Source organism: Aeromonas genomosp. paramedia, from assembly GCF_023093515.1.
Taxonomy (GTDB): Bacteria; Pseudomonadota; Gammaproteobacteria; order Enterobacterales; family Aeromonadaceae; genus Aeromonas.
This window is the reverse complement of sequence record NZ_JAAROG010000023.1, coordinates 1-21,212: the sequence shown is the minus strand read 5'-3', so window position 1 is coordinate 21,212 and position 21,212 is coordinate 1. Positions and strand designations below refer to the sequence as shown.

The window sequence follows — 21,212 nt, the reverse complement described above, 5'->3', positions numbered from 1 at the left end:
GGCTCAAGGGAGCAACTGCCACGCCCACACCGGCCAGCCCAGCTCCTCGGCCTGCTGGCGCAGGGCGGGGGCCGGATTGACCGCATGAGGATGGGTCACAGCCCGCAACATCGGCAGGTCGTTGTGGGAGTCGCTGTAGCCAAAGCTCCCCTGCCAGAGGTTCTCCCTGCCGGCAAAGAGCTGGTTGATGCGGGCCACCTTGCCTTCGCGAAAACTGAGGGTGCCACGGGTCTGGCCGGTCAGCATGCCAGCTTCCTCGTCGAGCAGGATGGCCACGCAGTGATCCATCCCCAGCATCTGCGCCATGGGGGCTACCAGATGCTCGCCGGAGGCGGAGATAAGCACCAGCTCGTCGCCGCGCTGGCGGTGCCACTCGATGCGTGCCACCCCCTCCGGGTAGATGCACTCACGCAGTTCCTGCTCGGCAAAGTGGTGGCACTGCTGGCTGAGCCACTGGCGCGACTTGCCCGCCAGCGGCTGCAGGGTGAAAGCCATGTACTGGTGCATATCCATCTTGCCCTGATGGTAGAGGGACATCATGGCCTGCTCTTCGGCCACCATGCCCGCCGGGGCCAGCTCCTCGGCCACCATGTACTCCAGCCAGAGGCTGGCGGAATCCCCCGCAATCAGGGTCTCGTCCAGATCAAACAGTGCCAGTGCCATGAGGGCTCCTTGCGGTAACAACGAAAATGAAACGAGGCGTCATGCTACCTCACAGAGCTGATCCCGGGCCACCGCCAGGGTCACGGCGCTTCCCACGGCCAGTAGATCGCTGACAGAACGGTTGAGGCAATCCACCGTCAACAACCCCGCCTCGCACTCCACCTGATAGCGGATGACGTTGCCGAGCAGCTGTTGCTGACGCACGATGCCGGGCAGGCTGGGTTCGCTGCTGGTCGCCCCGGCGGGCAACAGGGTGATGGACTCCGGTCGCAGCGCCAGCTTGCCCTGAAAACGAGGGCCGAACAGCGACTTGCCCTGCTCTGCGCCGAGCAGGTTGTAGTTGCCGATAAAGCCCGCCACAAACTCGCTGGCGGGGCGGGTATAGATCTGCTCCGGCGTGCCGCTCTGGACGATGGAGCCCTTGTTCATCAGGAATATCCTGTCCGACAGGGTGAGCGCCTCCTCCTGATCGTGGGTCACGAAGATGGTGGTGAGTTCGAGGCGTTGCTGGATCTCGCGGATCTGCTGGCGCAGGCTGCGACGGATGCGGGCATCCAGCGCCGAGAGCGGCTCATCCAGCAAGAGGATCCGCGGCTGTACCACCAGGGCGCGCGCCAGCGCCACCCGCTGGCGCTGACCGCCGGAGAGCTCGGCCGGATAGCGGCGCTCGAAGCCGCTCAGCTCCACCAGCGCCAGCGCCTCTTGCACGCTGGCGGCGAGCTCGCGCCCCGGCTGGGGCTTCATCTTGAGGCCGAAGGCGACGTTATCCCACACCGTCATGTTGGGGAAGAGCGCATAGCTCTGGAACACCATGCCGATGCCCCGCTTCTGGGGCGCCTGCCAGGTGATGTCTTCCCCGGCCACCCGCACCTGACCGCCATCCACCGGGGTGAGCCCGGCCAGCGCCCGCAGCAGGGTGGACTTGCCGCAGCCGGAGGGGCCGAGCAGGGTCACCAGCTCCCCCTTGCGAATGCCGAATTCGATCCCCTCGAACACAGGTGTATCGCCGTAGGATTTGTGCAACTGATTGACTTCTAAATAAAACATCTTGGGTCACCGATGAAATCTGTTGGCCGCCCAGGTGAGCAGCAGGGTCAGCAGGAAGTAGCTCATCACCAGCGCACTGGTGAAGTGGCCCGAGGTGGCGCGCATGTTGTAGAGGTAGACCTGCAGGGTCTCGTAACGGGTGCCCACCAGCATGTTGGCAAACACGAACTCGCCGAGCAGGAAGGAGAGGGAGAGAAACAGCGCGGCCAGCAATCCCTTGCGCAGGCAGGGGATCACCACCAGCAGGAAGGCGCGCCGACTACTTGCCCCCAGCAGGTGGGCGGCATCCATCAGATCTTTCAGCGGCACCCCTTGCAGGCTGTTGGCCAGCGCCCGGTACATAAAGGGAAGCACCACAGTGAACCAGGTGCCAATCAGGATCCACGGCGTGCCGATAATCGGCAGCGGGCCATCGGCGTAGATCTGCAGCAGCCCCACCGACGAGACCACTGGCGGCACCGCGAAGGGGAGCAGGATCAGCAGGTTCATCCAGGGATCCAGCCTGGGGAAGTAGTAGGCCACCACCAGCACGGTCGGTACCAGCACCAGCGTCCCCAGCAGCAGGGTGGCGAAACAGACCAGAAGGCTGCGGCCAAACGCCGCCAGAAAGCGCGGGTCGCCCCACAGCTTGAGATACCAGTCGAGGGTAAAGCCATCCGGCAGCAGGGTCGCACCCCAGCGGGTGGAGATGGAGTAGAGAAACGTGGCCAACAGCGGCAGCAGCAGGGTGGCAACCAGCCCACCCAGCACCCACTTGGGCCAGCGCGGCGTCAAATCATGCATGGGATTGCCCCTTGTTCACATAGCTCTTTTTCAGCAGCCACTGGTTGGCGGCCGTCACTACCCCCAGCAACACCATCAGGATCACCGCCAGCGCCGCCGCCATATTGGGTTCGAGGAAGATGTCGCCAGAGACCAGACTGGCCACCCGGATGGTCACCAGATTGAAGTTGCCGGTGGTGAGGGCGTAGGCAGAGGCATAGGCCCCCACCGCATTGGCAAACAGGATGATCAGGGTGCCAAGCAGCGCAGGCGTCAGCACCGGCAGCGCCACGTGCCACACATATTGCCCCTTGCTCGCGCCGAGCAGCGCGGCCGCTTGCGGCCACTCATCCTGCAGCGCATCGAACGCCGGGTAGAGCAGCAGCAGGGCGAGCGGGATCTGGAAGTAGGTATAGATGAGGATGAGACCCGACCCCGAGTAGAGGTTGAAGCCGTCGATCAGCCCCCATGATTTCAGCAGCAGGGTCACCGCGCCGTTGATGCCGAGAATGATGATAAAGGCGAACGCCAGCGGCACCCCGCTGAAGTTGCCGGTCATGGTGACAAAGGCCAGCAGCAGCCGCTTGATCCGCTCACCGCTGTGACGCAGCGCCGCCGCCCCGAGGGTGCCGATGGCAAGCCCCGCCAGACTGGCGATACCGGCGATACGCAACGAGTTGCCGAACGATTGCAGGTAGAAGGGGGAGCTCAAAATCTCCCGGTAGTAGTCGAGGCCCCAGCCATCCGGGGTCTGAAAGCTGCCCACCAGCACCCACACCATGGGGGCGAGCTGGAACAGGATCATCAAGAGGATAAACGGCAGCAATACCAGTGCGGGCAGCCAATGGCGGCGCACCCGGAGCTTGGTGGCCACGGGTTGATCCACCAGGATCTCGGTGGTTGCAGGCATCATCAGTGCACCTCACGCATAAAGGCCGCCTTGAGCAGCTGTGGTGCGGCTGGCTTGTCGTGGGGAATGCCCAGCAAGTCAGCCATCAGGGCGCAGAGCTGGGTCTGGGCGATCGTCGCGCCCTCCGGCCACTGGGCCACAAAGGCATCGCCAAACAGCCAGAGCGGCACTGTGCGCTCCTCGGCCAGGGTGCCGCCGTGGCTGAGATCCTCGTTCATGCCGTGATCCGAGGTGATCACCAGCTGATACCCTTCCGCCAGCCACTGGGGCAGCAGATCGGCCAGCAGGCTGTCCATGCGGCGCGCCTGGTTGCGGTACTGGCGGGAATTCAGGCCAAACTTGTGGCCCGCATCGTCCACTCCCATGGGGTGGATCAGCAGAAAATCGGGATCATATTGGGTTCGCAGCCACTCGCCATCCATCAGCAGATGGCTGTCGGGGTAGTTGTCATCCCAGTAGAAGCAGCCGTGCTGGATCGGCAGCTGCTCGTCATGGGTATAGCGATCACGGGCCGCCAGCCAGGGGCTCTGGTTGTAGAGTTCGCTTACCCAGTGATAGGCAGCGGCGGCGGTGCTTTTGCCCGCGGCCCGGGCGAGATGGAAGATGGATTCGTGCTGGCTCAGGCGACTCACTCCGTTGTGGGTGATGCCGCTGGTTACTGGCGGTACGCCGGTCAGGATGCACTCGTAGAGGGGCCGGGAGAGAGAGGGCAGGGCAGCATTCAGGGTCGTATGCAGGCCCCGCCCCGCCTCCACCATGCCGAAAAGGTAGCCCATGCAATGGGCTACCTCGGCTGCCAGACCATCCACAAGTACCACTATCACCTTGTGTTGCACTGGGTTCCCTTACTGCATGTTGATCATGACGGTTTCCTGCCACTGGCGCGGCAGGGCCTTGGAGCTCTGCTCCCAGGCGGCGTGATCCTGAACCGGCTTGGCATTGGCATACTGCTCGGCTGGCAGCAGCTTGGCCTTCACATCATCCGGCAGGGTCACATTGCTGCGGATGGGGCGGGCATAGCCGCGCGCCAGGTTGATTTGACCGGCATCGGAGAGGATGTATTCCCGCGCCAGCTTGGCGGCGTTGGGGTTCTTGGCCCACTTGTTGATGATGGTGGTGTAACCGGCGATGACGGAGCCGTCGCTCGGGATCACCACGTCAAACTTCTTGGGGTCGATCTGGTCGCGGTAGTTCAGGGCGTTGAAGTCCCACAGCACCCCCACTTCCACTTCGCCCTTCTCGATATTGGCGATGGTGGGGTCGTTCAGGGAGAGACGACCCTGCTTGGCCAGCTGGCCGAACAGCTCCAGCGCAGGCTTGAGGTTCTTCTCGCTGCCGCCGGTAGCATAGGCCGCCGCCAGCACGCCGTTGTTGGCCTGGGAGGCAACGCCCACGTCACCCAGGGTCACCTTGTAGTCGCCACCCAGCAGGGACTGCCAGCTGGTGGGGGCAGCCTTGACCAGATCCTTGTTGATCAGGAAGGCGATGGTGCCGGTATAGGCCAGCATCCAGTGACCGTCCGCATCCTTGGCCCAGTTCGGAATATCGGCCCAGGTGGAGGGCTTGTAGGGCTGGGTGACCCCCTGCTTGACCGCGACCGGGCCGAAGGCGCCGCCCACGTCGCCGATGTCGGCAGTGGCGTTGGCCTTCTCGGCGGCGAACTTGGCGATCTCCTGCGCGGAGCTCATGTCGGTATCCTGATGCTTGATGCCGTAGATGCTGCCGAGCTGCTGCCAGGTATCCTTCCAGTTGGCCCAGCTGTCGGGCATGCCGATACTGCTGAGTTGCCCTTCGCCGCGAGCGGCCTTTTCGAGATCCGCGATATTCTCGGCGGCAAACAGTGGCTGACTGATGGCCACCAGGGCCAGTGCACTTGCGATCACGCTTTTCATCATCCCATCCCTCTGGACTAGGTCAGTTAAGGTTCGAGAGGGATGCTAGAGGGGAAATATGACGGTGGCGGGGCGCTTTGATGGCGTTTTCGTGACAATCGCCCTGTCATGGCGCTGTCATCCATAGCGGTTACAACTCGGGACCGACAGCCGCTGGTCTACTCCAGGGGGCGCACACCGGAATGACCGACAGGGATGTGACAGTGACAGAGCGATTGAGTGAACAGGGGCTGACCGATGGCCGCAACCCCTCCAAGTGCGAACAGATTTGCCGGACCCTGCGCCGCTATATCGGCAGCGGCCAGCTGGGGGCCGGGCAGCAGTTGCCCGCCGAACGGGCCCTGAGCGAGCGCTTCACCACCACCCGCATCACCATCAAGGAGGCGCTCTCCAACCTCGAGGCAGACGGCCTTATCTACCGGGCCGAGCGGCGCGGCTGGTTCGTGGCGCCGCCAAGACTCACCTACGATCCCGCCATCCACACCCACTTTCACCAGTGGATCGGCGAGCAGCAGCGCACCGCCGAAACCCGGGTGCTGGCCCACGGCAGCGAGCTTGCCAGCAGCGAGTTGTGCAGCCGGATGGGGCTGGCACCCTTCACTCCACTTTATGAAATCCGCCGCCTGCGGCTGATCGACGGACGACCTGTGCTCCACGTCAGCCACCACCTGCTGGCGAGCCGCTTTCCCGATATTGCCAGCGCGCCGCTGGCCAGCTCCCTCACCGAGCTCTATCAGCAGCGTTATGGCATAGGCCAGGGCGGGGCGAGTCTCGAGATCACTCCCTCGGCGGCCCGGGGAGAGATAGCCCGCGCCCTCAATCTGGCCCAGGGGAGCGCCGTGCTGCGGCTGGTGCGGGTCAACTATGACGAGCGGGGGGCGCTGGTGGATTGCGATATCGAGCACTGGCGGCCGGATGCGATCCGTATCTGTCTGGATACCCGGGCGTTGCAATCAGCTGCAGGCAAGCTGCAACAAACCCGGCTCGCCGATTAGGGACTATCCAGAGCACTGTCGGGCACAGTGGCGATCCGTATCTGTCTGGATACCCGGGCGCTGCAACCGGCCACAGGCAGATCGCAGAAGGTTCAGCAGCCCGCGGATTAAGGGGCGCTGCATCCGAAGGCGGCAAGAGGGTCTGAATGGCCGATGTCAGGCTAACGGCCGCGCCAGCGAAAACGGACGGATCCCGCAGGATCCGCCGGGATCAGTTGTCGATATTGGGGATAAGGTCGTCGAAGCTCTGGTAGCCGCAGTCCGCCAGTTGCAGCGACATTGTGTAGGTCTTGCTGCCCTCCCGCTGGCCTATGGCGGGGCGGTTTAGCTTGAGCTCCTGATGCCAGTACTCCTTCATGCGATCGATCAGGGCCATGGCCTCGCTCTCGTCCAGGTGGAGCTGGCACAGCGCCATGTAGTTGTTCGACTTGTGCATGTTCTCCACCAGATAGTCCCCCAGCACCGACATGGCCTGGCGTGCCTGCTGGCGGGCGAAGCGGCTGTGCTGCTCGAAGCTGATCCGCTCGCTGATGAGGAAGTGGTAGCTGTTGTCGATGCCGAGCTGCAAGATGCCGAGCTTCTCCAGCTTGCGCAGATAGAGGTAGCAGGAGGCATCGGTCAGGCCGTATTCCCGCTTGAGATCGATCAGGGTCTTGTCGCGCCAGAAGATGTTGGCGAGGAAGGCGTAGAGCCCCGGCTCCTTGTGAAACGCCTCGTCCTGCTCCTGGGTGAAGACGGCGCGGCGGCTCTGGGCGTCCTGGGTGCGATCCAGCAGCTCCTCGAACGAGAGTCCCACCAGATGGCAGATCTCCAGCAGGGTGTCGAACGGTAGAGAGGGCTTGTTCATCATCCGCTTCACGGTGGCGATGGAGACCCCCATGGCTTCCGCCAGGGTCTGATAGCGGATCCCCTTGTCGGTCAGGGTCTTCTTCAGGGTGTCGAGAATGTGGTTGGCCAGGGTCTGGCTGTAGGTCATGCAACTATTCCTTTATCTGCATTCTTAGTCGTGCCAGAAAGTGAGTCATTTATCTGTATCGGGCTCAATTTTTGACACCTAGAAAAACCAGAGGAGAGTAATCCGGTGATAACGGCTGAAATGGCCTGACCAGTTGTGGTGCAAGGTGGCAGATAATGACACTCGGTGGTGCATATCCTTCAACCTTCCAACATTTTGCTGGTGATGCATATTACATCGCACATAATCCAACACGAATCGGATTCAATACCTTCCTGGTTGAGAAAACGATTGTTTGCTTCCAATTTAAGGGTTTTTTTAACCGCAAGGTTTTATTCTTTCCTGGCATTGAGCGGAACTCGCAAGAGGTCCGCTTTTTTTCTTTTCTCCGAATTTGAGCCCGCCGTCAAGGAAGGGGCGCATCTTTTGGCACCTCCTGCGCCGTCCTCCCGAGGGCTATTCCCCCTTGCAGGGGAACAGCTTGGGGATCTCCCGCACCAGCCAGCTCTTGGCCTTGCCCATGGTATCGCGCCGCCACGCCAGCACGACCTGCACCTGATGGCGATATTCGGGGCCGATCACCTTGAGGCGGCCCGCCTTGATGTCCTCTTCTATCCAGCTCAGGGGCATGGTGCCGACACCAATGCCCGCCAGCAGGGCATCGCGCTTCTCCCCCATGGTGCTGACGGTCAGGCGCGGCTGCTTGTCCAGCAGGCGATAGGTGAGGGCGGGCTTGCGCCGCGCCGTGTCGGCAATGGCGATGGCGCGGTAGCGGCGCAGGGTCTCGTCCGCCAGGGGCTCGGGCTCCAGGTGCAGGGGGTGATCCGGGTGGGCGACATAGAGCATCACCTCCTCCTGCAAGGGCTGGTGCTTGATGCCGGTCAGGGTGATGTCGGGGTTGAGGGAGGAGATGAGCAGGTCGGCGCGGCCATCCTCCAGACACTCCCAACTGCCCGCCAGCACCTCGGCCCGCAGCCGCAGCCGGGTATCCGTCAGCTCGGCCAGCCGCTCCACCAGGGGGTAGAGCGCCTGCAGCGGCACCAGGGCATCGACGGCTATGGTGATGTCGGTCTCCCAGCCTCGGGCCAGGGCCCGGGTCTCTCCCACCAGATGCTCGGCCGCCTCCAGCAGCAGGCGACCCTGCTCCAGCAGCATGCGTCCGGCGGGGGTGAATTTGGTTCTGTGGCCGCTGCGATCAAACAGCATGGCGTCCAGCTCGTCTTCCAGCTTCTGCACCGTGTAGCTCAGCGCCGAGGGCACCTTGCCCAGCTCGTCGGCGGCCGCCGCGAAGCTGCCACGGCGGTCTATGGCGTCCAGCACCCGGATCGCCTCCAGGGTCAGCGCCCGCTCCTTGTTCGATTCCTTGGCCATATCTAACCTTCAATTTTTTTGAACATGTTTGCCAGATTATCTCGCTAACAACTTAGGGCAAGTGACTTTAATATTCAATCAACGCTTAGGCAGGAAGGCCAAGCGGCCAAATAAAAGGTAGTTCCAGGCTGAGACATCACACAGAACGATGTCTGCTGTAGGTGAAAGAACAACACACTATTTGAATAACCTCTTGCATGGATGCATTGATTCGGGCCAGACCGGCCTTGGCAATGACATAAAAACCAAGAGAGTGAATGAACATGAAAAACGTAATCAAGATGCTGGCCGTTGCAGGCCTGATGACCGCAGGTTTCGCCCAGGCTGCCGTACCGGCCGACATCAATGCCGCCCCTGGCGTGCTGTTCGTGAACTGGAACGCGACCGCCGCCATGGCTGGCAAGGCCAACCCCATGCTGGAGGTGCGCGATGAGTCTGGCGATCTGCTGGCATCGGTTCACGCCAGCCTGATGGGCACCCAGCAGGTCAAGATCCCGAGCCGCACCCAGGGCAACCTGACGGTCAGCCTGGGCAGCGAGAGCAGCAGCTACCGCATCCCGTTCGGTCTGGGTGACGGTCGCCAGCGCTAATCAACCGTTTCAAGGTATTGGAGGAGCACACCATGATGAAATTGAGAGCCGCAGCAGAACGGGGTCATGCCAACTTCGGCTGGCTGGATGCACGCCACAGCTTCTCGTTCGGTCACTACTATGACCCGGACTGGATGGGGCACTCCGTCCTGCGGGTCATCAACCAGGATCTGGTGTCGCCGGGTGGCGGTTTCGCTACCCACCCTCATGCCAACATGGAGATCCTCACCTGCGTGCTGAGCGGCACCATAGAGCACAGGGACAGCCTCGGCCATGCCGAGCAGATCCCGGCGGGGGATTTCCAGCTGATGAGCGCAGGGTCCGGTATCCGGCACAGCGAGTACAACCCCTCGCAGACCGAGCCCCTCTCCCTGTTGCAGATCTGGATAGAGCCGAACGAAGTCGGCACTACCCCGGGTTATCAGCAGAAGAAGATAGCCACCCAGCCCGGGCTGACGCTGGTCGCGTCACCGGATGGGGAGGATGGATCCTTCAGGATCCGCCAGCAGGCCCGCATCTGGCGGCTGCAACTTGCCGAAGGGGAAACCCTCGAATGGGCATTGCAAGGGCGTCATGGTTACCTGCATATGATTTCAGGGGAGCTGACTGGCAACGGTCTGGCTGCCCGACCCGGCGACGGCCTGCTCAGTCGCGATGAGGCGTCCTGGACGCTCACCGCCTCCGAGGGGAGTGAAGCCCTGCTGTTTGATCTGCCCTGATAGATAAATCACGGCGAAATGAATGAGTTAACAATTAGCTCTTACACTGTTTATTACCAAGATGGGTAATCAAAGGAATCTGACGATGGACAAGATGAAAGATGTGGCACTGCTGGCGGGTCGTATTTTGCTGGCGCTGATGTTCGTGATGGCAGGCTGGGGCAAGATCGGCGGTTACGCCGGTACCCAGGGTTACATGGAAGCCATGGGCGTACCCGGGTTCATGCTGCCCCTGGTGATCCTGCTGGAGCTGGGTGGCGGTCTCGCCATAGTGCTGGGCCTCTTTACCCGCAGCCTCTCGGTGCTGCTGGCCGGCTTCACCCTGATGGCCGCCTTCATCTTCCACTATCAGCCTGCCGAACAGATGCAGATGCTGATGTTCATGAAGAACCTCTCGGTGGCCGGTGGTTTCCTGGCCCTGGCGGCAGCCGGTCCTGGGGCCTTCAGCCTGGATGCCCGCCTCGGCAAGTGCTGGTAATACCCTGATAGTTCAAGTTTTCCAACGCCTTTTGGCCGGTGCAGCTGCACCGGCTTTTTTATGCCCGCCAGGGGGCGAATGCCGGTACTGTGACGAGGCCCCTGGCGGCGGCAAGCGCCTTTTGCATCTTATCCCCCGATCCCCGACAATCCCATTTCGTGTGAAGTGACGGAAATGGCTCGCCTTTTCCGGCGCGCACCCCTCTTCATGAAATTGGCGGGAGTCGTCCATGTTTACCCTCTACCACTCCAATCAGCTGGATCTGCTCAAGGAGCTGCTGGTGAGCCGCATCCGGCAGGCGCCCCTCTCTCACCCCTTCGAGCACGAGCAGATCCTGGTGCAGAGTCCCGGCATGGCCCAGTGGCTCAAGCTGGAGCTGGCCAAGGCCTTCGGCATCGCCGCCAATATCGACTTCCCGCTGCCCGCCAGCTTTATCTGGGAGATGTTCACCCAAGTGCTGGCGGACGTGCCCCGCCAGAGCCCCTACAACAAGGGCTCCATGAGCTGGCAGCTGATGACCATCTTGCCTGCCTTGCTCGGCAGGCCCGCCTTCGCGCCACTCGCCGCCTATCTGGGCGGTGGGGATGAGGAGGATCCTGCCCAGGATCCCGAGCAGGTGCGGCTCTGGCAGCTCTGCCAGAAGGTGGCGGATCTGTTTGACCAGTATCTGGTCTACCGGCCTGACTGGATCGCCCGCTGGGAAGAGGGGGAGGGGTTGGGGCTCGAACTGGCCGGGGTGAGCGGTCAGGATTGGCAGCCGGAGCTGTGGCGCGAGCTGGTGGCCCGCACGCTGGCGCTCTCCCCCAGCGGTTACCACAGAGCCAACCTCTACGAGGAGTTTATCCACGAGCTGGCGCGCACCCGGGAGCTGCCGGGCAAGCTGCCGCAGCGGGTCTTCGTGTTCGGCATCTCGGCGCTGCCGCCGCGCTATGTGGAGGCCCTGCTGGCCCTCGGCAGCCGGGACGAGGTGGAGGTGCACCTGTTTGTCACCAACCCATGCCGCTACTACTGGGGGGATCTGCTGGACAGAAAGACCCTGGCACGCCTCGAAACCAGGCTCAAACCCGGCACCGATATCGAGACCCTGCAAGGCCCCGCCAACCCGCTGCTCGCCTCCATGGGCAAGCTGGGGCGCGACTACCTGCATCAGCTGATGGAGCTGGAGGTGCCGCAAATCGAGGCCTTCGTCGACATCGACGAGGTGGACGAGCAGGGCAATGTCAGCCTGCTGCGCGCCATCCAGAAGGATGTGCTGGAGCTAGGTTCACGGGGCGAGGGCCAATTTGATCTCGACAGCAGCCACCACAAGAGCCCCATCAGCCCGGCGGATGGATCCCTGCAGATCCACGCCTGTCACGGCCCGATGCGGGAGCTGGAAGTGCTGCACGACCGGCTGCTGGCGCTGTTCGAGCAGGACCCGTCCCTCACCCCGAAAGACGTGGTGGTGATGATGCCGGACGTGAACAGCTACGGCCCCTACATTCAGGCGGTGTTTGGCGCCCGTGGCCAGATCCCGTTTGCGGTCTCGGATCGGGCGGCGAGTCAGGAGAGCCCGCTGCTGCAAAGCTTCCTCGCCCTGCTCAGGTTGCCCAACGCCCGCTTCGGGGCGGGGGAGCTGCTCGCCATCCTCGAGGTGCCCGCCGTGCTGCGCCGCTTCGAGCTGGATGACGACGAGTTCAACCAGCTGCGGGTCTGGGTGCAGGAGACCGGCATCCGCTGGGGGCTGGACGACGGCTACCCTGAGCGCTTCGATCTGCCTCCCATGTCCGGCAACAGCTGGCTGTTCGGCCTGCGCCGCATGCTGCTCGGCTTTGCCATGGGGGATGGGGAGCCGGTGGCGGGCATCCTGCCTTACGCCGATATCGAAGGCCAACAGGGGTTGGCGCTCGGCAAGCTCGCCTGGTTTGTCGACTCCCTGGCCGAATTCCTGCCCCGGCTGCAACAGGCGCAGCCGCTGACGGAGTGGCACGCCTGCCTGCTGGCGCTGCTGGAGCGCTTCTATCTGGCCGACGAGGAGGAAGAGCGTCAGCTCCAGCTCATTCGCAGCCAGCTGGCCGACTGGCAGACCCGGCTCGGCGAGGCCCGCTTCGAGCAGCCCATCTCGGCCTCCCTGCTGCAGGACTACCTCGGCAGCGTGCTGGGGGAGTCCCGCTCCAGCCAGCGCTTCCTCGCCGGTCAGGTCAACTTCTGCACCCTGATGCCGATGCGCTCCATCCCCTTCAAGCAGGTCTGCCTGCTCGGCATGAACGACGGCGTCTACCCGCGCACCCTGGCCCCCATGGGGTTCGATCTGATGGCGGTGGCCGGGCGGCGCGGGGATCGCTCCCGCCGGGACGATGACCGCTACCTCTTCCTCGAGGCGCTCTTGAGCGCCCAGCAGGGGCTCTATATCAGCTATCAGGGCTTCAGCGCCCAGGACAACAGCGACAAGGTGCCCTCGGTGCTGCTGGCGGAGCTGATCGACTATGTGCGGCAGGGCTTCGTGCTGGCGGGGGATGAGAGCCTCGATGACGAGACCTCAGGCAAGCGGCTGCTTCAGCACCTGATGGTGGCGCACCCGCTCACCCCCTACAGCCGCAACTACTTCTACCCGGAGGCGGGGTCGCGGCTCTTCACCTATGCCGCCGACTGGCTGCCCGCCCTCAATCCGGTGCGCGGCGCCGCCAACTTCCAGAGCGGCGAGCTGCCTTTACCCCCCGAATGGGGCAAGGAGCAGGGGCTGGAGCTGGCGGAGCTGCTGCGCTTCTATCGGCAGCCCACCAAATATTTCCTCAACCGCCGCCTCAAGGTGTGGTTTGAACTGAACGAGGCCAACATCGAGGATAGCGAGCCGTTCGAGCTGGACGGCCTGCAACATTATCAGCTGAAAGATCTGCTGCTCGATGCCCATCTGGCGGAAGGGGACAGTACAGTGCGTCGCGCGCGGTTGCAGCTGACCGGCCTGCTGCCCCAAGGGTGGTTCGGCAGCCTGCTGCTGGACGATCTGGATGCCGAGATGGGCAAGCTGGCGGATCGGCTGCGCCCCTGGGTTGCGGCTGATGAGGCTGAAAAACAGGCGGTGGAGATCGATATCTCCCTGACCCAGGGCCAGCTGCAAGGGTGGATCGACACCCAGAAGGGGCGAGCGCTGGTGGTCAAACCCGGCAGCTTCAACGGCAAGGATCTGCTGCTGGGCTGGGTTCAGCACCTCTGTCTCTCATTGAGCTGCGCCCCCGGCGACACCCTGCTGTTCGATGCCAAACAGAGTCTGCGGTTGCCCAGGCTCTCTGCCGACGAGGCGCGCCCCAGGCTGGCGGCCCTGGTGGCGCTCTGGGCCCAGGGGATGAAGCGACCGCTGCCGTTTTTCCCGAGCACCGCCTGGGAGTGGCTCAAGGCGATCGAGAAGGATCCGGACAAGCCGGAGGCGGCCGACAAGGCTGCCCTCACCCGCTTCAACGGCGGCTACATGGTGACGGGGGAGGGGCAAGACCCTTATGTCGCCCGCTGCTTCCCCGAGCTGGATGACGCCGTGCTGGACCAGTTGCAGGCCCTGGCCCGCGAACACCTGACCCCGCTGCTCAAGACCCTGGAGGAGCTGAAATAATGGCTAACCCGCTCAATACATTGCGTTTTCCCCTCCATGGTGAACGACTGATCGAAGCCTCCGCCGGTACCGGCAAGACCTACACCATCGCCGGTCTCTACCTGCGCCTGCTGCTGGGGCACGGCCCGCTCATCGAAGAGGGGGAAGACGCCGGTCAGCCCAGCGCCCACGAGCGGCCGCTCTCGGTGACCGAGATCCTGGTGGTGACCTTTACCGAAGCGGCCACCGCCGAGCTGCGGGGGCGGATCCGCGGTCGCATCCACGAGGCGCGGCTCGCCTTTATGCGCGGCCACAGCAGTGACACCCTGCTGGCCCAGTTGCTGGCAGAGGTGGGGGATCACGAACTGGCGGCCCGCCGCCTGCTGGCTGCCGAGCGGCAGATGGACGAGGCGGCTGTCTTCACCATCCACGGCTTCTGCCAGCGGATGCTCAAGCAGAACGCCTTCGAGTCGGGCGCCCTCTTTGAAACCGAATTTCTTACCGACGACAGCCAGCTCAGGCTGCAGGCGGTGAGCGACTACTGGCGCGCCGAGTTCTATCCGGTGGACAAGACCCTGGCCAGCTCGGTGCGCGCGCTCTGGCCGAGCCCCGCCGCCCTGCTGCGGGAGATGAACGGCTGGCTCGACAACAGCGAGCTGGAGATCCACCCCGCGCTGGGTGACGAAACCCTGGCCGCCCGCCATCAGGCCGCCATGGCCCGCATCGGGGCGGTGAAAGATGCCTGGCTGGCGCAGACGGACGAGATCCGCCGCCAGACCGAGGGGCAAATCAAGCTCTATACCGGCAAGAACTACGAAGGCTGGCTCGCCAAGATAGGCGACTGGGCACAGGATCCGACCAGCGGTTATACCCTGCCCAAGGATCTCGAGCGCTTCGGCCAGGAAACCCTGGAGGCCAAGCTGAGCAAGGGGAAGGCGTTACCGACCCTGCCGCTGTTCAGCCAGATCGACCAGCTGCTGGCGAGCCGCCCCGGTATCCGGGATCTGATCCTGCAACGGGCGGCCAAGGTGGTGCGCAGCCGGATGCAGGCCAGCAAGCGGCAGGCCCATCAGCTCTCGTTCGATGACCTGCTCAAAGACCTCGACGGGGCGCTCGGCTCCAGCCTGGGCGAGCGGCTGTGCGAGCGCATTCGCGCCACCTATAGGGTCGCGATGATCGACGAATTTCAGGATACCGACCCCCAGCAGTACCGCATCTTCCACCGGCTTTACGGCGGCCACCAGGACACGGCGCTCTTGATGATCGGTGACCCCAAGCAGGCCATCTACGGCTTTCGCGGCGCCGACATCTTCACCTACATCCAGGCCAGGCGAAATGTGAGCGCCCACTACACCCTGGGGCGCAACTGGCGCTCCAGCGGCGCCCTGGTGGGGGCGGTCAACGGCCTGTTCGAGCGAGCCAAGGATCCCTTTATCTACGAGGCGGATATCCCCTTCCTGCCGGTGGAGGCCCAGGGCAAGAGCAAGGCGCTGCAGATCGATGGCGTCACCGCCCCCGTGCTCCACTGCTGGCAGCTGACCGGCCAGCCCACCTTCAACCGGGGGGATTACCAGAGCAAGATGGCCCGCGCCACCGCCGCCGAGATCCACCGCCTGCTGACCCTGGCCCACGAGGGCAAGGCGCAGATCGGCGACAAGGCGGTGAAGGCCGGGGATATCGCCGTGCTGGTGCGTACCGGCGCCGAGGGCAAGCTGGTGCAGCAGGAGCTGGCGCGCCTCGCCATCGCCTCCGTCTATCTGTCGAACCGCGAGAGCGTGCTGGAGCAGGTGGAGGCGCGGGAGATCTTGCTGATCCTGCACGCCTGCCAGAACCCGAGCGAGGAGCGCAGCCTTAGGGCGGCGCTCGCCACCGGCCTGTTTGATCTGGATGCCAGGGCGCTCGATGCGCTGGCTTCAGATGAGCGGGCCTGGGAGAGCGCGGTGCAGGAGTTTATGGAGTACCGATCGATCTGGCATCGCCGCGGCGTGCTGGCCATGTTGCGGGCACTGCTGCACAGGCGCAATCTCGCCTCCTCCCTGCTGGCGAGCCCCTACGGCGAGCGGCGGCTGACCAATTTCCTCCATCTCGGCGAGTTGCTGCAACAGGTGAGCAGCGAGCTGGACGGGGAATATGCCCTGCTGCGCTGGCTGGGGGAGGCGGTGAGCCGCCCCAATGGCCAGGATGCGGAGCAGGTACTGCGCCTCGAATCCGAGCGCAAGCTGGTGCAGATCGTCACCATCCACAAATCCAAGGGGCTGGAGTACCCCCTGGTGTTCCTGCCCTTCATCTGCAGCCACAGAACCGCCGAGACCCCGCTCTATCACGAGACGGATGAGGCGGGCAATCGCACCATTCTCGATCTCACCGGCGCCGAGGATTCCTTGGCGGAAGCGGACAGGGAGCGCCTCGCCGAAGACTTGCGGCTGCTCTATGTGGCCCTGACCCGGGGTGTCTACGCCACCTGGCTGGGGCTGGCCCCGGTGCGCTCGGGCAACGGCAAGTCGGAGAAGACAGAGCTGCACCAGACCGCCATCGGCTACCTGCTGCAAAAGGGGGAAGAGGGGGACGCCACTACCCTGGCGACCGCCCTCACCGAGCTTGCCCAGGCGCTGCCCGGGGTGGCGGTCGGTGAGCCCTCGCTCACCCGTCCAGCCCCGCTGCCGCAAGAAGAGGAGCTGCTGGGGGAGCCCCAGGTGCGCCACTTTAGCGGTCGGCTGGAGCGGGACTGGTGGATCAGCTCCTACTCCGGGCTGGCGGCTCAGGGGAACGGCCACGGCAAGGGGGTCCTGGCCAATCCCGGCTTCGATGACGAGGTGGTCACCGAGGCGGCCGCGCTGGCTTCCGAGCAACCGGAGGAGGCGCCCCAGCCCTCCATCTTCACCTTCCCGAAAGGGGCGCGCCCCGGCACCTTGCTGCACAGCCTGTTCGAGACCATAGACTTCGAGAGCGCGGCGGGCGAGCCGCTGGCGCAGCATATCGCTGGCCTGCTGGCGCAAGATGGCTTCGACGAAAACTGGGCCCCCGTGCTGCAACAGCAGGTGGAGGCTGTGCTGGATACCCCGCTGGAAACGGGCCTTGGCGATCCGGTGCGGCTGCGGGATCTGGCGCCCGGGCGCAAGCAGGTGGAGCTGGAATTCTTCCTGCCCATGGGGCGGGTGACGGCCCCGGCGCTGACAGCCCTCTGCCAGCAGCACGACCCCCTGTCGCGGGGCAACAAGCCGCTCGGCTTCGCCACAGTGCAGGGGATGCTCAAGGGCTTTATCGACCTGGTGTTCGAGTGGCAGGGGCGCTGGTATCTGCTCGACTACAAATCCAACCACCTCGGCATGAGCCCCGCCGACTACAGCCGTCCGGCGCTGGAGCGGGCGATGGCGGAACACCGCTACGACCTGCAATACCAGCTCTACTCCCTGGCGCTGCACCGGCTGCTCGGCTTGCGGCTGCCGGGCTACGACTTCGACCGGCACTTTGGCGGGATCTTCTATCTGTTCCTGCGCGGCATGCCGCAGGGGGGGGTATTCCATACTCGCCCGAGCCGTGAACTGGTGCTGGGGCTCGACAAGTTGTTTAGTGAAGGTGTGGAGCCTGACGATCATCGTTTAGAAAAATCAAACAAGGCAGAGGCATGAGGGGCGAGATGAAGAGCGACGGGATGATCGAACGGCTGAAAGCCCTGGCGCTGGCGGGGCGTATCCGCCAGCTGGATCTGCAATTTGCCAAGCTGGTGGCCGATCTGGGCGGCGGCCCCGAGCTGGTGCTGGGGGCCGCGCTCGCCTGCTTCGAGCTGGGGCGCGGCCACGTCTGCCTGCCCCTTGAAATGCTAACGGCCGGTTCCCTGCGCCCCTTCGGGCTGGATCCGGATCAGAGCCGGGATCTGCTGGGGGATCTGGCTGATCCTGCCCGCTGGCCCGCCCTGTTTGCGGCAAATCCGCTCGTGGGTACGGAACAGGATGAGGGGCTTGCCCCGCGCTGGCCGTTGCGGCTCTGGCGCGATCGCCTCTACCTCACCCGCTACCACGACTTTGAGCTGGGGGTGGCCCGCCATCTGCGCGCCTTGAGTGAAAGAGCCGAATGGCCGGAGATTGCCCCGGCCCTGTCGCGGCTATTTGCCCGCGACTACGGCCTGGTGTTCTCGGCGCTGCTCAAGGCCCGCCTCGCTCCCGACTTCTCCGCCCGCCACTTCGTCGAGAAGTATCTCGATCTGGTGTTCCCGAGTGAGGTGGATTGGCCCGCCATCGAGGCCCTGCTGGCCAGCGCCCAGGCGGCAAGCGAGCTGAGCAAGCTGGATGCGTTGGTGCCCGAGGCGCTCTGCTGCAACGGCCAGAAACTGGCGGCGGCCACGGCGGCGGCGCGCCCCTTCGCGGTCATCTCAGGCGGCCCCGGCACCGGCAAGACCACCACGGTCGCCAAGCTCCTGGCCATCCTGGTGGAGACCGGCCTGCAAGGGGGCAAGGCCCCGGCGATCCGGCTGGTGGCCCCCACCGGCAAGGCGGCGGCGCGCCTCACCGAGAGTATCGGCTCTGCCCTGCAGGCCCTCGATCTGCCCCCCGAGTGGGCCCAGGCCATCCCCACCGAGGCGGGTACATTGCACCGGCTGCTCGGGGTGATCCCCGGGCGCAGCCAGTTCCGCCACCACGCAGGCAACCCGCTGCACCTCGACTTGCTGGTGGTGGACGAGGCCTCCATGGTGGACCTGCCCATGATGGCGCGCCTGCTCGATGCGCTGCCAAGCCACGCCCGCCTCATCCTGCTCGGCGACAAGGATCAGCTCGCTTCTGTGGAGGCGGGGGCCGTGCTCGGCGATATCTGCAGCTTTATCGAACAGGGCATCAGCCCGGCGCAGGCGCAGTGGCTCTCCCGCCAGACCGGCTACCGCTTGCAGGGCTCGCCCGCAGGCGCCCCGGTGCGCGACAGCCTCTGTCTGCTGGCCAAGAGCTGGCGCTTCGATCAGCACTCCGGCATCGGTCAGCTGGCACGGGCCTGCAACGGCGGCGATGCCGCGGCGGTGGAAGCTGTCTGGAGTGCGGGATTCAAGGACATCAGCCTGCACCCCTGGGCGGGGGAGGCCTATGACGAGCTGATTGCAGAGGGGGTCGCCGGTTACGGCAACTATCTGAAGGCGGCCCGCGCGGGGGAAGAGGCGTCCGCCGTGTTCAAGGCGTTCAACGGCTTCCAGATCCTCTGCGCCCTGCGGGACGGCCCGTTCGGCGTCGAGGGGCTCAACGAGCGCCTCGAACTGGCCCTGTCTCGGGCCGGGCTGATTGCCCGCGACGGTGACTGGTATGCGGGTCGCCCTGTGATGGTGGTGCGCAACGATCACGGCATCGGCCTCTACAACGGCGACATGGGGCTCTGCCTGCCGGATGAAACTGGCCGCTTGAAGGTCTGGTTCGAGCAGCCGGACGGCTCCCTGCGCGCACTTCTGCCGAGCCGGCTGCCCCCCCACGAGACCGTCTACGCCATGACCATCCACAAATCCCAGGGCTCGGAGTTTGCCCATACCGTGCTGGTGCTGCCCGACAGCCCAAGTCCGCTGCTGACCCGCGAACTGGTCTATACCGGCATCACCCGCGCCAAGGCCCGCCTCGATCTCTACGGCGATCGCGCCCTGCTGGCACAAGCGGTGCGTAAAAAGACCGAGCGTTATTCCGGATTGGCGGAGAGGTTGGGGGAGTGAACGATGGGACGGCGGTAAAGGGATTCGCTGCCGTCAACGTATAATTTTTTAGGAATGAAATATTATTTTTCATTTATTTCATTAATAAGGCGTCCCCAAAGAGGCTTTAATTGTTTTCTGATTGCATTAGAACCCATTATATTCGCTGCCTTATGGCCATAGGTGATGAAATTTCTCTTGCTTAAATGCGAGTAACGCTCATAAATTTTCTTTTTAAATAGTGGTGTTTTAGCCACGCCATCTTTTTCTTCATTGAGGTTGGCTTTTTGGTGTGTCTTTTTAGCTAACCTTACCCCAGCTTTCATTCTGCCTGAAAACCTAGCTAGGGCTGCTGATCTAATTAATTTTCTTTCGCCATCATAAATAAAGCCTAAGTACTGTAGTGGCTTGTCGCATTTTTGAACTCCACGGTATGTATGGAAAGTTCTAATTTCTGTTTTTTTATCATTTATTTCTATTTTTAGTTCGGAGATACTTTGTGTCACTAGAGACATTAACTCGCTAGTATTATCACTGTCGATGATAAAAAGCATATCGTCACAGTAGCGATAGTATTCTCCTGAAATAGATTTAACTATGTCTTTTATTTTCTTGTCAAAATCCAGCATATATATATTAGAAAGAAGGGCGCTTATAGATGTTCCTTGTGGTATGCCTCTCCCAGTCGAGTTGGTTTTTATTAACCCAAGGCCTCGTACTTTCTCTCTGAATGTTTTTATATCGCAAAGCCTTAATCCTGCAGCTTTGGGGTTGTTTTTCGATATTTTAAGTGCTGTATACAATAGGTCTCTATTGACCACAGAAGATTTAGTTAGAGACCTATATATATTAAAATGGTCATTGGGTAATGAATTTTTTTGGAGTAGTTTGCACCACATTGATTTGAGTATCTCATGATCTAAATTATCAAAAAAACCAGAGATATCCATAGCGATTGCAGTGCAATCGCTATGAGCCTTTATTTTTTCAAAGGCTATGTTAGCAAAATCAATATTACTTTTTCCAAGAGCTCTAAAAGCAAGCACGGAGTCTTGCAGTTGCGATTTATCGAGAGCTTTTTCATATAAATCAGATAATAACTCTGCATAGTAAGAATAAATGTGAGAGTCGATATGTGATGCGTATGAGATTGGTCTTGTTTTAATTTTTTTTAGAACATTGCCATCTTTGTCTATTGATATTTTAAGACTTTGTATATCGTACTTGATTAGTGGGAAGAAAGCATGCTGGGCGACATTAAGGGGAGATCTGACTATTTTACATGCTTTCCGTAATTTTACTGGAGAATCAAAATGTAAGTAGCCACGACTCCGAAACCATTTATTTTCTGAGTTCATCATGTAAGCCTTAAATTGCAAAACCCGGAAAGGTAAAGGACTGTGGCCATCCGATTCCCAATCCGGGCTTAACAAACGTACTTAAATACGCATTCACAACATCGATATGATGTCGGCCACGAATGTCAGATATGATATATGATACCATCATCGCAGGAGTGTTCGACGTGAGTCTACTAGGGAAGGTGCGAATAAGCGGGGAAATTCTTCTCGGCTGACTCAGTCATTTCATTTCTTCATGTTTGAGCCGTTTT

The 21,212-nt window shown here is 62.2% G+C and carries 16 protein-coding genes; 7 read left to right on the top strand and 9 right to left on the bottom strand.

Annotation, left to right across the window (positions count from 1 at the left end; translation table 11 throughout):
* Positions 1-3 precede the first annotated feature (3 nt).
* From HB860_RS17670 to HB860_RS17645, 6 genes are read right to left on the bottom strand one after another with little or no spacing between them, the layout of a single operon-like run.
* Positions 4-663 carry an HAD family hydrolase gene (locus tag HB860_RS17670; RefSeq protein WP_247627482.1) on the bottom strand — a complete coding sequence of 220 codons (660 nt, stop codon included), beginning with the start codon at positions 661-663 and terminating at the stop codon, positions 4-6.
* 39 nt (positions 664-702) lie between these two features.
* Positions 703-1,710, bottom strand: coding sequence for an ABC transporter ATP-binding protein (locus HB860_RS17665; RefSeq protein ID WP_247627481.1), 1,008 nt, complete (start codon positions 1,708-1,710; stop codon positions 703-705).
* Between the two features lie 6 nt (positions 1,711-1,716).
* Positions 1,717-2,493: an ABC transporter permease gene (locus HB860_RS17660; protein WP_247627480.1), complete on the bottom strand. Its 777-nt coding sequence runs from the start codon at positions 2,491-2,493 to the stop codon at positions 1,717-1,719.
* Positions 2,486-3,385 carry an ABC transporter permease gene (locus HB860_RS17655; protein WP_247627479.1) on the bottom strand — a complete coding sequence of 300 codons (900 nt, stop codon included), beginning with the start codon at positions 3,383-3,385 and terminating at the stop codon, positions 2,486-2,488. Before HB860_RS17655 ends, HB860_RS17660 begins: the two co-directional genes overlap by 8 nt.
* Positions 3,385-4,218 (bottom strand): alkaline phosphatase family protein, encoded by an 834-nt coding sequence (locus HB860_RS17650; RefSeq protein WP_247627478.1) that lies wholly within the window; start codon positions 4,216-4,218, stop codon positions 3,385-3,387. The genes HB860_RS17655 and HB860_RS17650 overlap by 1 nt, the downstream gene beginning before the upstream one ends.
* 9 nt (positions 4,219-4,227) lie before the next feature.
* Positions 4,228-5,274 (bottom strand): ABC transporter substrate-binding protein, encoded by a 1,047-nt coding sequence (locus HB860_RS17645; RefSeq protein WP_139406501.1) that lies wholly within the window; start codon positions 5,272-5,274, stop codon positions 4,228-4,230.
* Between the two features lie 182 nt (positions 5,275-5,456).
* On the opposite strand from HB860_RS17645, the gene HB860_RS17640 reads away from it, so the two are divergent.
* Positions 5,457-6,269 carry a UTRA domain-containing protein gene (locus HB860_RS17640; protein ID WP_247627477.1) on the top strand — a complete coding sequence of 271 codons (813 nt, stop codon included), beginning with the start codon at positions 5,457-5,459 and terminating at the stop codon, positions 6,267-6,269.
* 211 nt (positions 6,270-6,480) lie between these two features.
* On the opposite strand, the gene HB860_RS17635 is transcribed toward HB860_RS17640, so the two are convergent.
* Positions 6,481-7,245: a helix-turn-helix domain-containing protein gene (locus HB860_RS17635; protein ID WP_005330085.1), complete on the bottom strand. Its 765-nt coding sequence runs from the start codon at positions 7,243-7,245 to the stop codon at positions 6,481-6,483.
* Between the two features lie 435 nt (positions 7,246-7,680).
* Positions 7,681-8,595 carry a LysR family transcriptional regulator gene (locus HB860_RS17630; RefSeq protein WP_139436232.1) on the bottom strand — a complete coding sequence of 305 codons (915 nt, stop codon included), beginning with the start codon at positions 8,593-8,595 and terminating at the stop codon, positions 7,681-7,683.
* Positions 8,596-8,852: 257 nt separating this feature from the next.
* Between HB860_RS17630 and HB860_RS17625 the strand changes: the two genes are divergently transcribed.
* The 6 genes from HB860_RS17625 to recD all read left to right on the top strand — a co-directional run bounded on the left by HB860_RS17625 (position 8,853) and on the right by recD (position 19,621).
* A complete protein-coding gene (locus HB860_RS17625) occupies positions 8,853-9,185 on the top strand; it encodes a hypothetical protein (RefSeq protein ID WP_139436234.1) in 333 nt (110 codons plus the stop codon).
* A 32-nt stretch (positions 9,186-9,217) separates the two neighbouring features.
* Positions 9,218-9,904: a pirin family protein gene (locus HB860_RS17620; protein ID WP_247627476.1), complete on the top strand. Its 687-nt coding sequence runs from the start codon at positions 9,218-9,220 to the stop codon at positions 9,902-9,904.
* 85 nt (positions 9,905-9,989) lie between these two features.
* Entirely contained in the window at positions 9,990-10,382 is a 393-nt protein-coding gene (locus HB860_RS17615; protein ID WP_106885601.1) for a DoxX family protein, read from the top strand.
* Between the two features lie 229 nt (positions 10,383-10,611).
* Positions 10,612-13,965, top strand: coding sequence for an exodeoxyribonuclease V subunit gamma (gene recC / locus HB860_RS17610; RefSeq protein ID WP_247627475.1), 3,354 nt, complete (start codon positions 10,612-10,614; stop codon positions 13,963-13,965).
* The gene (recB, locus tag HB860_RS17605) at positions 13,965-17,573 is read left to right on the top strand and encodes an exodeoxyribonuclease V subunit beta (protein WP_247627474.1); all 3,609 of its coding nucleotides are present in this window, start codon (positions 13,965-13,967) and stop codon (positions 17,571-17,573) included. The genes recC and recB overlap by 1 nt, the downstream gene beginning before the upstream one ends.
* Positions 17,574-17,581: 8 nt before the next feature.
* Positions 17,582-19,621 carry an exodeoxyribonuclease V subunit alpha gene (recD, locus tag HB860_RS17600; protein ID WP_247627473.1) on the top strand — a complete coding sequence of 680 codons (2,040 nt, stop codon included), beginning with the start codon at positions 17,582-17,584 and terminating at the stop codon, positions 19,619-19,621.
* Between the two features lie 62 nt (positions 19,622-19,683).
* Here recD and drt2 read toward each other — a convergent pair whose 3' ends face one another.
* Positions 19,684-20,958, bottom strand: a complete 1,275-nt coding sequence (gene drt2 / locus HB860_RS17595) for an antiviral reverse transcriptase Drt2 (protein WP_247627472.1) — start codon at positions 20,956-20,958, stop codon at positions 19,684-19,686.
* Between the last annotated feature and the right edge of the window lie 254 nt (positions 20,959-21,212).

Bases quoted from the DNA above. Each gene is read 5' to 3' on its own strand.
- HB860_RS17670 (WP_247627482.1), bottom strand. From the start codon at position 663: ATGGCACTGGCACTGTTTGATCTGGACGAGACCCTGATTGCGGGGGAT.
- HB860_RS17665 (WP_247627481.1), bottom strand. From the start codon at position 1,710: ATGTTTTATTTAGAAGTCAATCAGTTGCACAAATCCTACGGCGATACA.
- HB860_RS17660 (WP_247627480.1), bottom strand. From the start codon at position 2,493: ATGCATGATTTGACGCCGCGCTGGCCCAAGTGGGTGCTGGGTGGGCTG.
- HB860_RS17655 (WP_247627479.1), bottom strand. From the start codon at position 3,385: ATGATGCCTGCAACCACCGAGATCCTGGTGGATCAACCCGTGGCCACC.
- HB860_RS17645 (WP_139406501.1), bottom strand. From the start codon at position 5,274: ATGAAAAGCGTGATCGCAAGTGCACTGGCCCTGGTGGCCATCAGTCAG.
- HB860_RS17640 (WP_247627477.1), top strand. From the start codon at position 5,457: ATGACCGACAGGGATGTGACAGTGACAGAGCGATTGAGTGAACAGGGG.
- HB860_RS17635 (WP_005330085.1), bottom strand. From the start codon at position 7,245: ATGACCTACAGCCAGACCCTGGCCAACCACATTCTCGACACCCTGAAG.
- HB860_RS17630 (WP_139436232.1), bottom strand. From the start codon at position 8,595: ATGGCCAAGGAATCGAACAAGGAGCGGGCGCTGACCCTGGAGGCGATC.
- HB860_RS17625 (WP_139436234.1), top strand. From the start codon at position 8,853: ATGAACATGAAAAACGTAATCAAGATGCTGGCCGTTGCAGGCCTGATG.
- HB860_RS17620 (WP_247627476.1), top strand. From the start codon at position 9,218: ATGATGAAATTGAGAGCCGCAGCAGAACGGGGTCATGCCAACTTCGGC.
- HB860_RS17615 (WP_106885601.1), top strand. From the start codon at position 9,990: ATGGACAAGATGAAAGATGTGGCACTGCTGGCGGGTCGTATTTTGCTG.
- recC (WP_247627475.1), top strand. From the start codon at position 10,612: ATGTTTACCCTCTACCACTCCAATCAGCTGGATCTGCTCAAGGAGCTG.
- recB (WP_247627474.1), top strand. From the start codon at position 13,965: ATGGCTAACCCGCTCAATACATTGCGTTTTCCCCTCCATGGTGAACGA.
- recD (WP_247627473.1), top strand. From the start codon at position 17,582: ATGAAGAGCGACGGGATGATCGAACGGCTGAAAGCCCTGGCGCTGGCG.
- drt2 (WP_247627472.1), bottom strand. From the start codon at position 20,958: ATGAACTCAGAAAATAAATGGTTTCGGAGTCGTGGCTACTTACATTTT.